Origin of the sequence: Halorubellus sp. JP-L1, from assembly GCF_011440375.1 — an archaeon.
Classification (GTDB): Archaea; Halobacteriota; Halobacteria; order Halobacteriales; family Natrialbaceae; genus Halorubellus.
The window spans coordinates 235,960-249,808 of the sequence record NZ_JAAOIR010000002.1 but is presented as its reverse complement, the minus strand read 5'-3'; the positions used below and the strand labels follow the sequence as shown (position 1 = coordinate 249,808).

General features: G+C 70.2%; 12 protein-coding genes. 5 read left to right on the top strand and 7 right to left on the bottom strand.

Annotated features, from left to right (window positions below; genetic code table 11):
- Positions 1-56: 56 nt before the first annotated feature.
- The 6 genes from G9C85_RS09740 to G9C85_RS09715 all read right to left on the bottom strand — a co-directional run bounded on the left by G9C85_RS09740 (position 57) and on the right by G9C85_RS09715 (position 7,173).
- Entirely contained in the window at positions 57-590 is a 534-nt protein-coding gene (locus G9C85_RS09740; protein WP_166039418.1) for a hypothetical protein, read from the bottom strand.
- Entirely contained in the window at positions 587-2,581 is a 1,995-nt protein-coding gene (locus tag G9C85_RS09735) for a DUF58 domain-containing protein (RefSeq protein WP_369680791.1), read from the bottom strand. Before G9C85_RS09735 ends, G9C85_RS09740 begins: the two co-directional genes overlap by 4 nt.
- 11 nt (positions 2,582-2,592) lie before the next feature.
- Positions 2,593-3,528, bottom strand: a complete 936-nt coding sequence (locus G9C85_RS09730) for a DUF4129 domain-containing protein (RefSeq protein WP_166039416.1) — start codon at positions 3,526-3,528, stop codon at positions 2,593-2,595.
- A gap of 151 nt (positions 3,529-3,679) precedes the next feature.
- A complete protein-coding gene (thrS, locus tag G9C85_RS09725) occupies positions 3,680-5,623 on the bottom strand; it encodes a threonine--tRNA ligase (RefSeq protein ID WP_166039414.1) in 1,944 nt (647 codons plus the stop codon).
- Between the two features lie 225 nt (positions 5,624-5,848).
- Complete coding sequence (gene pyrE, locus G9C85_RS09720) at positions 5,849-6,376, bottom strand: orotate phosphoribosyltransferase (RefSeq protein ID WP_166039412.1); 528 nt, start codon at positions 6,374-6,376, stop codon at positions 5,849-5,851.
- Between the two features lie 251 nt (positions 6,377-6,627).
- Positions 6,628-7,173, bottom strand: coding sequence for a CDP-2,3-bis-(O-geranylgeranyl)-sn-glycerol synthase (locus G9C85_RS09715; RefSeq protein ID WP_166039410.1), 546 nt, complete (start codon positions 7,171-7,173; stop codon positions 6,628-6,630).
- A gap of 71 nt (positions 7,174-7,244) precedes the next feature.
- On the opposite strand from G9C85_RS09715, the gene G9C85_RS09710 reads away from it, so the two are divergent.
- Positions 7,245-8,084: a proline dehydrogenase family protein gene (locus G9C85_RS09710; protein ID WP_166039408.1), complete on the top strand. Its 840-nt coding sequence runs from the start codon at positions 7,245-7,247 to the stop codon at positions 8,082-8,084.
- Positions 8,085-8,245: 161 nt separating this feature from the next.
- Positions 8,246-8,908 carry a DUF502 domain-containing protein gene (locus tag G9C85_RS09705; RefSeq protein WP_166039406.1) on the top strand — a complete coding sequence of 221 codons (663 nt, stop codon included), beginning with the start codon at positions 8,246-8,248 and terminating at the stop codon, positions 8,906-8,908.
- Between the two features lie 82 nt (positions 8,909-8,990).
- Here G9C85_RS09705 and G9C85_RS09700 read toward each other — a convergent pair whose 3' ends face one another.
- Entirely contained in the window at positions 8,991-10,394 is a 1,404-nt protein-coding gene (locus G9C85_RS09700; RefSeq protein WP_166039404.1) for a hypothetical protein, read from the bottom strand.
- Positions 10,395-10,547: 153 nt separating this feature from the next.
- Between G9C85_RS09700 and G9C85_RS18885 the strand changes: the two genes are divergently transcribed.
- From G9C85_RS18885 to G9C85_RS09685, 3 genes are all read left to right on the top strand, one after another.
- On the top strand, positions 10,548-11,843 hold the full coding sequence (locus tag G9C85_RS18885; RefSeq protein WP_240148856.1) for a hypothetical protein: 1,296 nt from the start codon (positions 10,548-10,550) through the stop codon (positions 11,841-11,843).
- Positions 11,844-11,988: 145 nt separating this feature from the next.
- Complete coding sequence (locus tag G9C85_RS09690) at positions 11,989-12,780, top strand: electron transfer flavoprotein subunit beta/FixA family protein (protein ID WP_166039402.1); 792 nt, start codon at positions 11,989-11,991, stop codon at positions 12,778-12,780.
- The gene (locus G9C85_RS09685) at positions 12,777-13,736 is read left to right on the top strand and encodes an electron transfer flavoprotein subunit alpha/FixB family protein (RefSeq protein WP_166039400.1); all 960 of its coding nucleotides are present in this window, start codon (positions 12,777-12,779) and stop codon (positions 13,734-13,736) included. Before G9C85_RS09690 ends, G9C85_RS09685 begins: the two co-directional genes overlap by 4 nt.
- The last annotated feature ends 113 nt before the right edge of the window (positions 13,737-13,849 follow it).

Genomic DNA, 13,849 nt, shown 5'->3' with positions numbered 1-13,849 from the left:
GTGCGTGCAGGTACCGAGTTGGCCGGTCGAAGAGGAGTGCGACGGAAACGGTCGCGTCAGTCGAGCGCGAGTGCGAGCGCGAGCGCGACGGCCGCGACGGCCGCGACGCCGGCGAGCGCTCCCGTCCCGGTCGCGCCGACGAGGAACGCGCCGCCAGCGAGGGCGACGGCGCCGGCGCCGACGAGCGTCGCGTCCCGGACGTGCGCGAGCACCGTCGCGCGGTCGGTGGCGTCGCCGACGTGGTCGACGAGGGCGAGCGCGTACGTCGTGGCATCCCAGGCGACGAGCGCGCTCCACGCACCGAGGCCGACCGCGAGCGGCGGCGCACCGCCGAGTCCGCCGAGCACCGACGCCGCGGCGAGTCCGACGCTCCCTGCACGCACCGCCGGCAGCGAGCCCAGGTAGCCGCCGGCGGCGAGCACGACCGCACCGACCGCCGCGGCCGCGAACCCGACCCACGAGTACGCGGCCACCGCCGCGAACGACACCACCGCCGCGAGCACGCCCAGCGCGAACGCCGGGTCGGTCGCCGAGAGCCCGCACCTATCCGTCCCGTCGCTGGCGCCGGTCGAGCGTCGCTGGCCGCTCATCGCTCCTCACCTCGGACCGTCGTCCGCGAGAGCGCGGCGCCGAGCGGTTCGTCCCAGGACCAGTCCACGACCCGGACGCCGGCCCCGCGCAGGCCCGTCACGCGCAGGCGGCGGCCGACGCGCGCCAGCCGGTGACTCGGCGTCTCCGCGAGCGTCGGGTCGGGGCTCACGACCGTGACCGCGCGCCCGCCGGCCTCGAACCGGCGCGCGATACGGGCCGCGCGGTCGTCGCACAGCGGCGTCAGGAAGAACACCTGCGCGCCGTCGGGGATGCGTCGCCGGAGCCGATCGACCGACCGGTTCACGCGGAGGTTCCGGGCCGCGGGCACCGGCGACAACGCCGGATGCGTCCCGAGGAGTTCCCGGACGCGCTCGCGGTGCTCGCGGCTCGATCCCGGCGCGAGCCAGCACTCGCTCGTCGACACCGCCGCCACTCCGACGGGGTTCCCGTCCGCGACCAGCGAGTCGTAGAGCACGCCGGCGGCGTCGACCGCGCGGTCGAGCGCGTGCGGACCCTCGGGGTCCGGGGCGACGTAGCCCGCGGCCCGGCCGTCGACGACGAGCACGATCGACGCCGCGCGCTCCTCGCGGAACTCCATCGTCGCCAGATCGCCCGTTCGCGCGAACCGGTTCCAGTCGACGCGAGCGAGCGGGTCGCCGCGGCGGTACTCGCGCGTCTGGAAGAACTCCTGGCCGGCACCGCCCCCGTTCGTCGTCACGTCGCCCGCGTACTGCGTCGTGTGCTCGCGTAGCGGCACGGATCGGGTCGACCTCGCCAGCGCCGGCACGCACGCGAGTTGGCCGGGAGCCGGGACGACGTGCCGTTCCTCGACCGCGCCCGCGCGGTCCCGGACGACCGCGAGTACCGCCTCGTACGCGTGGACGCCGCGGCGTGCGACGACGTCGTACTCGAACGCGACCGTCTCGTCCGGCGCGAGCGAGCAGTGCGCGCGAGCGCGACCGTCGACGACCGACAGCGCCGCGGGCACGCCGTCGACCAGCCGACACTCCGGGAGCGTCGCGTCGCCGACGTTCTCGACGCGGACCGACACCGTCACCGACTCGCCGGGCTCGGGCAGCGTCGTCGAGAACTCGCGGTCGACCGCGAGCGACACCGCCGGCACCGACGTCGCCCGCCCCCACGCGACGTACCCGACCGCGACCGCGCCGGCGAATGCGGCCGCCGGCGACCCCGCGAACGTCCCGACCCCGAGCGCGACGAGCGCGAACGCGCTCGCCCCCCGGAACCGGCCGGTGCGAGCGCGCTCCCGCCGCCTCGTCCGCGTCTCGTCGTCGCTCTCGCCATCCACGGAAGTCCCGCCGTTCACGGACTCGGGGAGCGAGACGGTGTGCGGGGAGGAACCGGCGCCCGGCGACGGCGGGAACCACGACCCCGCCGGTGCGTCGCCGCCGTCGACCGCGCCACCACCGACGCCTTCGGAACCAGCCGGGCCGTCGTCGTGGAGGCCGGCGCGCGCCGCGACCGCGTCCGCCGCGTGCCGGGCCGCGACCACGACCGGCCGGTCGTCGCCGACGCCGAGCCCGCGCCCGACCCGCTTCCGGAGCGAGTCGCCGGGAAGCGTCCACTCGTCCGCGAGGAAGCGCGCGGCGACGCCGTCGGTCGTCCACGACCCGTCGTCGACGCGCGCTCGCGCCGCTTCGGCGGGCACGCCATCGCGGACCGCGACGACTGCCGTCGCCGCCCGCCGCAGCGCGTCGCGAATCCCGCGCGGCGTCAACTGCACGTGCTCGCGGCCGACGAGCGACCCGAGCGCGACGTTCAACCGCGCGCCCGGCGGGTCGCTCGCGACCGACGACTCCACCGCCGGCAGCGGCCCGAGGTGGCCGCCGGCGTCGCCGTACGCCACCCACGCCGCCGCGACGACCGCCACCGCCGCCGACAGCGGCGCGAGCACGCCCGCCCACGACGCCGCGACCGCGTCCGCCGCGACCGCGGCCGCGATCGCGAGCGCACCGACGCCGACCCCCACCAGCCACCGCCTCACGGCGACTCACCCGCGGCTTCGTCGGTCTCGCCAGCACTACTGCGGTCGCTCCCGTCGCCGTGCGCGGTCTCGATTCGTTCCAGCGCCGCGACCGCGCGCCGCGCTCGCTCGCCGTCGGCGTCCCGGTCGCCGTACCGGACCGCCTCGAACAGCGCCGCGAGTTCGGCGACGTCCTCGGCGTCGACGCCAGCGGCCGTCGCGGCCGCCGCGAACTCCCGGGGCGTCGACGACGCCGGCCGCGCGACCGGCAGGACCGACGCGAGTTCGAACCACGCCCGCACTACCTCGTTCTCCGGCGGCGACCCCGAGCCATCGAGGTGCGACGCCGCCCGGCCCGCCGCCGACCCCAGCGCCGCCGCGTCGGCCTCACTATCGGTCGTCGAGACCGCCGCTGCCGCCTCGTCCGTCGACGCCGACTCGGTCGCGTCGTCGCTGCGGACTCGACGATACGCGACTACGGCCACGGCGGCGAGGGCGAGTGCGAGGAGGACCGCGAGCACGACGCCCGGCCCCGGTCCACCGGTCGCCGTCGACGCCTCGGGCGTGCCCTGCACGAGCGGCGCACCCAAGTTCTCCTGGCGGCGCGGTCCCTCGCCGTCGCCGAACGCGCGGACCGCGACGAGGAGGACGCCCGCGACCAGCGTCGCCACGCCGAGGACGAGCGCGACGAACCGCCGCCGCACCCGCTCGCCCCCATCCCCACCGTCTCGCAATCGCGCGACCGCCAGCGCGACGCCCCCCGCGATCAGCGCCGCGAGCGCCACCAGCCACAGCACGCCACCGAGCGCGACCCCAGTCGCTCCAGGACTCCCGATCGACGCGCCACCACCCGCCGCCGACGGCGCCTGCGGCGACGCCGGCGCCACCGCACCCGCCGCGAGCGCGACCGCCACCACCGCGAGCACGCCGACGACCACCCCACGACGCTCCATCACCACCCACTACCGACCCACCCGACCAAAGGCTTTGGACACACGCGACAGCCCCACCGCTGGCCGCTCCCGGAACCACCCGTCAAAAGAACCGCACGACGCCACTCGCGAATCGAAGCGCGCCGGATCCGTCAGCTCGCGGGGACTCGTTTCAGTCCGCGAGGAAGTCCGGGTTCAGTCGCTTCTCGGCGTTCTCCGCCTGCAAGTGCTCGAGGAACGCCTCGCGGTCGACGTCGAACTCCTGGCGTTCCTTCCGGTCGCGCACCGCGACGTTGCCGTCGGCCTCCTCGTCGTCGCCGACGATGATCTGGTACGGCACGCGATCGTCGTGGGCCTGCCGGATCTTCCGTTCGAGCGTCGCGTCCCGCGTCGACACCTCCACGCGGAACTCGTCGAACTCCTCGGCGACCTCGTACGCGTAGTCGAGGTTGTCGTCGCTGATCGGGAGCACGCGCACCTGCTCGGGCGCCAGCCAGAACGGGAACTTCCCCTCGAAGTGCTCGATGAGCACCATGAAGAACCGCTCGTAGCTCCCGTAGATGCCGCGATGGATGACGACCGGCCGATGCTGCTCGTTGTCCTCGCCGACGTAGCTCAGGTCGAAGCGCTCGGGCATGTTGAAGTCCAACTGGACCGTCGGCCCGTCCCACTTCCGCCCCAAAGCGTCTTCGAACGCGAAGTCGATCTTCGGCCCGTAGAACGCCCCGTCGCCCTCCTCGACGACGTACTCCTCCCCGTGCGAGTCGAGGACGCGCTCGAGGATCGACTCCGCGCGCTCCCAGATCTCGTCGCTCCCCATCGACTTCTCCGGGCGCGTCGCCAACGCAACCTCGTAGTCGAGTTCGAACGTCTCCAGCACCACGTCGATCGCGTCCATGATCTGCTCGACCTCCTGCTCGATCTGGTCCGGTCGCACGAACAGGTGGCCGTCGTCGATCGTGAACGACCACACGCGCGAGAGCCCCGAGAGCTCGCCGCGCTGCTCCTTCCGGTACACCTTCCCGTCCTCCGCGTACCGAACGGGAAGCTCGCGGTAACTCCACGAGTGATCCTGGAAGATCGCCGCGTGACCCGGGCAGTTCATCGGCTTCAGGCCGTACTCGTCGTCGCCGACGTCGAAGAGGAACATGTCGTCCTCGTAGTTGTCGTAGTGCCCGGAGCGCTTCCAGAGGTCCGTCTTGAACACGTGCGGCGTCTCCACGTACTCGTAGCCCGCGTCCAGGTTCAGGGCCTCTATGAACGCCGAGAGCTCCCGGAGCACCGTCTTCCCCGGCGGATGATACAGCGGCAGCCCGGGCCCCGTCACGTCCTGGATGGAGAACAGGTTCATCTGCTGGCCGATCTTCCGGTGATCGCGACGCTCGGCCTCGCGCTTGCGGTCCAGGAAGTCCTCGAGCTGACTCTCCTTCTCGAACGCCGTCCCGTACACGCGCGTCAGCATCTCGTTGTCCTCGTCGCCGCGCCAGTACGCCGCGGCGATCTCGCGGAGGTCGAACGCCTCGATCGCGCCCGTCGACTCGACGTGCGGGCCCGCACAGAGGTCCTCGAACTCGCCCTGCGAGTAGAACGTCACCGTCTCGTCCGCCGTGGCGAGCTCCTCGAGCAGCTCTAGCTTGTACGGTTGGTCCGCGAGACGGTCCTCGGCCTCCTCGACGGAGACGACCTCCCGCTCGATCTCGTAGTCCGACTCGACGATCGCCTCCATCTCCTCGACGATCGCCGGCAGGTCGCCCTCGTCGACGTCGAGGTCGTCGAAGTCGTAGTAGAAGCCCTCCTCGGTCGGCGGCCCGATCGCGAGCTTCGCGTCCGGGTGCTCGCGCAGGACCGCTTGCGCGAGGACGTGCGCCGCCGAGTGCCGGAGCACCCGCCGGTACTCGTCGCTGCCGTCCGTGACGATCTCGATCTCCGCGCCGTCGTACACGGGTTCCTCCTTCGCGACCAGGTCGCCGTCTATCTTCCCGGCGACCGTGTCTCGGCCGAGGCCCGGCCCGATCTCGTACGCGACGTCTTCAACGGACGCCTCCTCGGGGACGGACAGCTCCGACCCGTCCGGGAGGACGACCGTTATCTGTGACTCTGATTCTGACTGTGACATGGTTGTGACTGGGATTCTGCGAGCTGGTTGGCGTCTGCGAACGCGGAGAACGGTAGAGTGGGGGAGTTAGCGGGCGAAAGCCCGGCGTGTAAAGCAGACACCTACCATCGTGGTACAACGTATCCGGGGTGCCAGCAAAAGGGTTGCGATGCCGTGCGGATGCGTCGACCGCCATCAGCCGACAGCTGCGGCATCGAACGCGTCGCTCGTCCGTCCTTCGAGGGCCTACTCGTCGACGTGCGCGAGCAGTTCGTCGGCGGTCACGAGCGCCTCAAGTTCCACGCCGACGTCCGCGAGGTTCTCGGTCCCCCCTTCCTGTCGGTCGACGACGACGAGCGCGCGATTCACGACCGCACCCGCGTCCCGGAGCGCCTCGACCGCGTCCACCGCGGACTGGCCGGTCGTCGCGATGTCCTCCACGACCACGACCTCCTCGCCCTCGTCGAGACGACCCTCGACGAGGTTCGCCGTCCCGTACTCCTTCTGGCTCTTCCGCGCGATCACGTACGGCACCTCCGCCGACAGCGCCGTCGCCACCACCAGGGGCACGCCGCCGAGTGCCACTCCCGCCGGCGTCTCTCCCTCGAGTCGCGCCGCGAACGCCTCGCCGATGAGCGCGAGCGGCTCCGGGTTCGTCTCGAACAGGTACTTGTCCACGTAGTACTCGCTCGTCCCGCCGTGGGCGAGCTCGAACTCCCCGAACTGCACCGCGTCCGCCGCCACCAGCGCCTCGATGAGGTCGTCGTTCGTCATTGCGAGAACTGCCGCCGCGACGCGGCATAAGCGAACTGGAATCCCGTCGCCTCCGGCAGGCCACGCGCGAGCACGACCGCCGATCGACCCGGCTGCGACGCCGACCGTTCAAGTACCATGCCGCGGCGACGGTCGACGTCGCGTAGGTATCGCCTCGTCGCGGCCCGGACGGGAGCGCGACCCACCGCACGAGGACGCAGACCCGGGTCGCCTGCTCGCCCCATAGCCAGAGAGCAGCAGCAAAATCCGCGTTACCAGGGTTCGTCCTTCAATCCAAGCTGGTAGGCGAGGACGTTCGTCCCGACGTGCAGGAGCGGCGTGAGCACCACGACCACCGCGAGCACCGGGAGCGTGAACACGTCGCCGAACCACGACGGCGCGACCACCGCCGCGAGCACGAGCGCGACCACCACGAAGTCCAACTGGTCGAGTCCGGGGAACGCCGCACCGCGCTCGCGACCGGACCGGCGCTTGAGGAGCGACGCCAGGACGTCCCCGAGCATCGCGCCGAACGACAGCGCGACCGCCGCCGCGAGCGGGAACCGCGGCACGGAGACGCCCACCGCGTCGCTCGCCGCCGGCGCCAGCGCCGACAGCCCGAGCGCGAGCGCCACGCCGGTCGCCGTCCCCGCGACCGTCCCCCGCCACGTCTTCCCGTCCCCGAGCACGCGACGCCCACCCCACGTCCGACCGCCGTCGATCGGTCGTCCACCACCGAACAGGACGGCCGCGTTGTTCGGGACGTACGCCGGCAGCATCGCCCAGAACGCCACGACGACCGCCGCAACCAGATTCATGTCCGGTCGTTCAGCACGCCGTCCCTTGAAGCATATGAATTGACTTATACGTGGCTACCGGACGTTACTGTATGATTCCGCCCATAGCGAGCCGGTTCGTCGCCGGGGAGACGCCCGCGGAAGCACTCGACCACGCACGAGCGCTCGACGACGACGACGTCAACGTCATCCTGAACCTCCTCGGCGAGCACTACGACGAACGCGCGCCTGCCGAAGCGGACGCCGACGCGTACGTCGACCTCGTCGCCGACATCGGCGACAGCGACCTCGGCGCGTGCGTGTCCGTGAAGCCCTCCCAGATCGGGCTGGACGTCGGCGAGGAGACGTTCCGCGAACTCCTGGAGCGGGTCGTCGAGGCCGGCGACGAGCACGGCGTCTTCGTGTGGGTCGACATGGAGGACCGGCACACGACGGACGCGACGCTCGACGCGTTCGAGGACTTCGCGCGGAAGTACGCGGGCGGCGTCGGGCTCTGCGTGCAGGCGAACCTGAAGCGGACGCCCGAGGACCTCGAGCGCCTCGTCGACGTCCCCGGGAAGATCCGGCTCGTCAAGGGTGCGTACGACGAACCGAAGGCCGTCGCCTACAAGCAGAAGGCGAAGGTGAACGAGGCGTACCGCGACCTCCTCGAGTTCATGTTCGAGGCGTTCGAGGATGGCATCGCGGTCGGCAGCCACGACCCCGCGATGATCGAGTACGCGAAGGAACTGCACGACGAGCACGGCACGCCCTACGAGGTCCAGATGCTCATGGGCGTCCGCGAGGACGCCCAGCGTGACCTCGCCGCCGACGGCGTCGAGGTCTGGCAGTACGCGCCCTACGGCGACAAGTGGCTCCAGTACTTCTACCGGCGAGTGCGAGAGCGCAAGGAGAACGTCCTGTTCGCGGCCCGCGCCGTCCTCGGCATCTGAGAGCGGGTCGGCGGCGGCGTCTGACTCGGTCGTCCGCGACGCGCGACTCGGTCGGCAGCGCTCGCGGACGACACCGAATCGTCGTATGCCGACGGGTGGTCGGCGCCGCGTCGCCGTCGCGACTCGTCACACCCAAGACCCCACCCCTACATTCCTCGGGCATGTCCTCCTGGAAACGGGACTTCGCCTCGGGCCTCATCGTCATCCTACCCGTGCTCGTCTCCGCGTACGTCATCGCCTACCTCTACGGCATCGTCTCGCAGGTGACACCGGAGTTCGTCGACGCGGAACTCCTCCAAGAGTTCAACGTCCCCGAGACGTACGTCTCGGCGATCCAACAGCCAATCCAGGTGTTCCTCGTGCTGATGGTGTTCCTCGTGCTCGTCCTCGCAGTGGGGTACCTGATGCGGACGACCGCCGGCGGACTGTTCGAGGGCGTCATCGACGACGTCGCGAACCGCGTCCCCGGCCTCCGCGTCGTCTACAACGCGTCGAAGATGGCGGCGGAGACCGCACTCGGCGGAACGGACTCGCTACAGACGCCCGTGAAGATCGAGCCGTGGAGTGGCATGCGGATGACGGCGTTCAAGACGGGGAAGTCGACGGACGACGGACGCGTCGTGTTGTTCCTCCCGACGGCGCCGAACATCACGACCGGGTTCGTCATCGAGGTCCACCCCGAGGACATCACGGAGACGGACGAGAACGTCGAAGACGCACTCACGCGCATCCTCTCCGCCGGATTCGGCGATTCGGAGACGATGGGCGGAACCGTCGACATCGAGGACTTGACGGGCAGGAGCGACGACGAAGCGGAGACGTGAGGCGACCAGCTCGTTCACCACGTCGACTCGCGGTATCGGCGCCGAATCGATGCGTGGTCTCGTCCCCAGATTGGGTCGCGGTCTAGTCGTCGAACGAGACGATCCGCGCCGTCGCGTCGACCGCAGGCGACGCAGGCAACGTCACCGCACCGTGACGGATCGGTCCAGTTTCGGTGACGCCCGTCTGGACGCCATTCGAGACGCTCGCGGATGGTGCGGAGACGTTCACCGTCGTCCCGTCGTACTCGACCGTGATCTCGTAGTCCGTCGCCGGCCGAATGAGCCAGAGGTCGCCGTCCGCGCCGGTTCGACCCGCCGTGTGGTTGTTCGCGCGAACGACCGCGTCCAGTGGCGTCGCGGACTCGTTCCCGACGCCGGGACGCGTCACGTTCACGGCGACCGGTCCGCCTTCGAGCGTCGGCGTCACCCTGACGGAGACGTTGTCCTTCGATTCGATCGTCGGTGAGCTCTTCGGGAGTCGGTCGAGGACGAGCGACTGGTGTTCTCGCGCGACGTCCGTCGTCCCGCCGTCGACGTAGACCGCGATCGATCCCTGCGGGTGCCGGTACGTGATCCGGTACAGGTTCCGTGAGAGGTGCGTGTCGATGGCGGGGTTCCGTCGGAGCGACCCCTGGTACGACCACGGGTAGAGTTCCGCGACGCGCGACCGGAACCGGTCGATGTTCCCGCCGAACTGGTCGACGCTCCCGGGCGCTCGGTTGTCGAACCGGACCGCGTTCCGGTGGTACCGGCGGTCGTCGAGCATCTCGACGACGACGCCGTCGTCGGCCGCGGTCACGTGGAGGGAGTTGACCGCGCCCTTCAGTTCGCCGGTGGCGGCGAGGGCGACGTGCTGGCGGATCGGGGACTCGAACGCCTCGAGTTCCATCCGGATGCTCCGAAGTCGCTGGGGGATCGGTGCGTCGGTGCGCTGGATGCGGTCCATCGAGTCCTCGACGGCGCGGGCACGTCGGTCGACCATCGCGAGTCTGACCAGGAGCGCCGACGCGTCGATCTCCCCGCTCTCGTACCGTTGTACGGCCTGCGTTTCGGCGGTCGTGAGCGACTCGAGTTCGTTCTCGACGCCGTCGAGGTACGCTTCGACGATCGCCTCCTGTGCGCTCTGGCTCTGGACTTGGTCGAGCTGGACGGTGACGAGCGTCGTCTGGTACTGGCTCTGGACGCGTTCCCCGGAGAACGCTATCGACGCGGCGAAGTCCAGGTCGACGCTACTGTAGTTCCCCCTTACGGGGCCGGTCAATGGCAGGCGCCGGGTCGTGTTGTTGTCTGCGGTTCCAGCATCGTCCTCCGGAGACGATGCCTCGGTCGTTCCGGTATCCGCCTCGGGAGTCGGTGCGTCGTCGAGCGTGGTGCCGTCGTCGGTGACTGCGACCGAGTGTGGCGTCGTCGCACCAGCGGCGGTAACGGGTGCGACCCCGGCCACGAGGAGGATGGCGACGACGGAGAGAGCGGCGGACCGATTCATTACTGAGACCGTTACGTACGCCGATACAAAAACCGGTCGACGTTACGCTGGCACCCGAGAGCGCGTCGAGACCGGGCGATACCGTTCATAACGCCCGCTGACGTTTTATCGGGATGGAAAGCGTTTTTTCCTCGGGGGGTGCAACGTCCGGGTATGCGGTTTCGCCCCGGGTTGGTCGGAATCCTCCTCCTGTTGGTCCTTACAGGGGCCGTGGTCGCCGCTGGGACGGCCGGGAGCGACGGATTCGGGTCGGCGTCCGACACCGGTTCGGTGAGTCAGTTCGAGCGCGCGGACCCCGGTCTGGTGGTGACGATCCAGTTGCGCGAGAACGGGAACGCCCGGTGGCACGTGACGCATCGGTACGCGGTGAACGGGACGAACGAGACGCGTGCGTTCGAGCAGTTCGCGAGCGAGGTGACCGCCGGCGAGCGAGACGTCGGCGTGAGCCGGGAGACGTTCGTGGAGTTCGCGGCGGCGGCGAACGCGACGTCGGGCAGGGAGATGCAGATCCGGAACGCGAACTGGACGCGTTCGACCGTGGAGAACGGGACGGGGACGGTGACGTACTCGTTCACGTGGACGAACTTCGGCCGGGTCGAGGGCGACAGGGTGTACGTCGGTGACGCGTTCCGGAGTCCGGACGGGACGTGGTTCCCGCGACTGTACGACGGGCAGCGACTCGTGATCCGACCGCCGTCGGGGTTGAACATCGTCGGGACGCCGCCGGACAAGGGCCTGAATCAGCGAGCGCTCGTCTGGGACGGCTACCGCGAGTTCGAGCCTGGCTACCTGTCGGTCGTCCTGCAGCGGCCGGCCGGGGGGACGCCGACGACGGATCCGCCGACGAACGCGACGACGCCCGGCGGGCCCGATCCCGACGAGGAGGGGCTGTCGCCGTTCTTGCTCGGCGTCGGGTTCGCGCTGTTGCTGGTGTTCGTCGGCGCCGGGAGTTACTTCTTCGCGCGCTGGCAGACGGACGAGGACGGCGACGGGTCCGGCGTGGTGCCGGAGGCGTCCGACGGCGGGAGTTCGCCGGGAGCGGCCGGGTCGAGCGACGCGGGGTCGGCGACTGCGGCGGGCGCGAGTGCGGCGTCGAACGGCGGCGACGGCGACGTGACGGGGTCGGCGAGCGTCGACGAACGCACGGGCGTGGTCGACGACGCGACGACGGGTGCGACGGCCACGGCGACGGCAGACGACGGCGACGACGACGGGATCGACGAAGCGCTGCTGTCGGACGAGGAGCGCGTGCTCAGACTGCTGGAGGGCAACGGTGGCCGGATGAAGCAGGCGAACATCGTCTCGGAGACCGGGTGGTCGAACGCGAAGGTCTCGCAGTTGCTCTCGGGGATGCACGACGACGACGAGATACAGAAGCTCCGCATCGGTCGCGAGAACCTGATCGCGCTCCCCGAGGAGAACGTCGCGGAGTTCGGCGACGGCGAGTAGCGCGGTCGGTATCGGCGACGGCGAGTAGCGCGGTCGGTATCGGCGACGGCGAGTAGGCTGTCGGTTTCGACGGCGAGTCAACGGTTCTCGCAGCAAAGGGGGTTTCCGTAACTATTACCGTGATTCCCGGGAAACCGTGGGGACGATGAAGGTTCTCGTCACCGTCAAGGAGGTAGCTGCCGTCGAAGACGAATTCCAGATCGACGGGACAGCTATCGACGAGGCGTACCTCGAGTACGACCTCAACGAGTGGGACGACTACGCCATCGAGGAAGGCGTTCAGATCAGCGAGTCCGTGGACGACGTGGAGGTCGTCTCGGTCACGATCGGCCCGGAGCGGTCCGAGGAGACCATCCGGATGGCGCTCGCGAAGGGCGCGGATCGCGCGATTCGCGTGTGGGACGACTCCCTGGAGGGCGCGGAGCTCCTGGACGTGGAGGCGAAGACGGACATCCTCGCCGCGGTCGTCGAGGAGGAACAGCCGGATCTCGTGCTCTCGGGCGTGCAGGCGGACGACGACGGGTTCGGGGCGACGGGCGTGTCGCTCGCGGACGAGGTCGGGTTCGAGTGGGCGGCGGTCGTGAACGACCTGGACCTGGACGTCGACGAGGGCGTCGCGAGCGTGCACCGCGAGCTCGAGGGTGGCGTCGAGGAGCTCACGGACGTCGAGCTGCCGGCGGTCCTGACGATCCAGACGGGGATCAACGAGCCGCGGTACGCGAGCCTCCGTGGGATCCGGCAGGCCCAGCGCAAGGAGATCGCGCCGATGACGCTCGACGATCTCGGTCTCGGTGCCGAGGTCGCCGATTCCGACCTCGACATCGTGGACATGTACGAGCCCGAGAGCGAGAGCGACGCCGTGATCTTCGAGGGGAGCGCGGAGGATTCCGCGGGAGAGCTTGCGGCGGTTCTTCGTGACGGAGGTGTCGGCCAATGAGTGACGTGCTCGCGGTCGCCGAGCATCGCCGCGGGGAGCTCCGTGACGTCTCCTACGAGCTGGTGACGGTCGGCAGTCAGCTCGCGGACGCGACGGGCGGCGACCTCCACGTGGCGGTCGTCTCCGGGGACGTCGACCGGTACGCGGAGGAGCTGGACGTCGAGGGCGTGGACACGATCCACACGGTCGAGGACGGCGAGGAGTTCAATCACGACGTGTACGCGCAGGTCGTCGAACAGCTCTACGACGCGGTCGACCCGCAGGTCCTGTTGACGCCGAACAGCGTGAACGGGCTGGATTACGGGCCGGCGGTCGCGAACGCGCTCGACCTGACGTACGTGAGCGACGCGGTCGACGTCGAGCTCGAGGGGTCGACGCTCACGGCGACGCGCGAGATGTACGGCGGGAAGGTGGAGACGACGACGGAGGTCGAGGCTGACGCGGTCGCGGTCTCCATCCGGAGCGCGGAGTGGCCGGCGACCGAGGCTGCCGGCGACGCGGTCGTCGAGTCGTTCGACGCGACGATCGACGAGAGCGCCGTGAAGTCGACGGTGACCGGCTTCGAGGAGGTCGGCGGCGGCGACGTCGACATCACGGAGGCGGACGTCCTGGTGTCCGTGGGTCGCGGGATCGAGGAGGAGGAGAACCTCGACCTCGTGCGCGACCTCGCGGACGCGCTCGACGCGACGCTGTCGTCCTCGCGCCCGATCGTGGACAACGGCTGGCTCCCGAAGAACCGCCAGGTCGGGCAGTCCGGGAAGGTCGTGACGCCGGAGTTCTACATCGCGATCGGCATCTCGGGTGCGGTCCAGCACGTCGCCGGGATGAAGGGCGCGGAGAACATCGTCGCGATCAACACGGACCCGAACGCGCCGATCTTCGACATCGCGGACTACGGTATCGTCGACGACCTCTTCGACGTCGTGCCGGCGCTCATCGAGGAGTTCGAGGGCTGAGCGAAGCGAGGCGACGTAGTCGCCTCGATGGCGAGCGGCCGCAGGCCGCGAGCCGCAGCGCGCGCTTCCGCAGTCAGTTTTTCGCCCACGTTTTGCGACCGTCGAACCGAGAG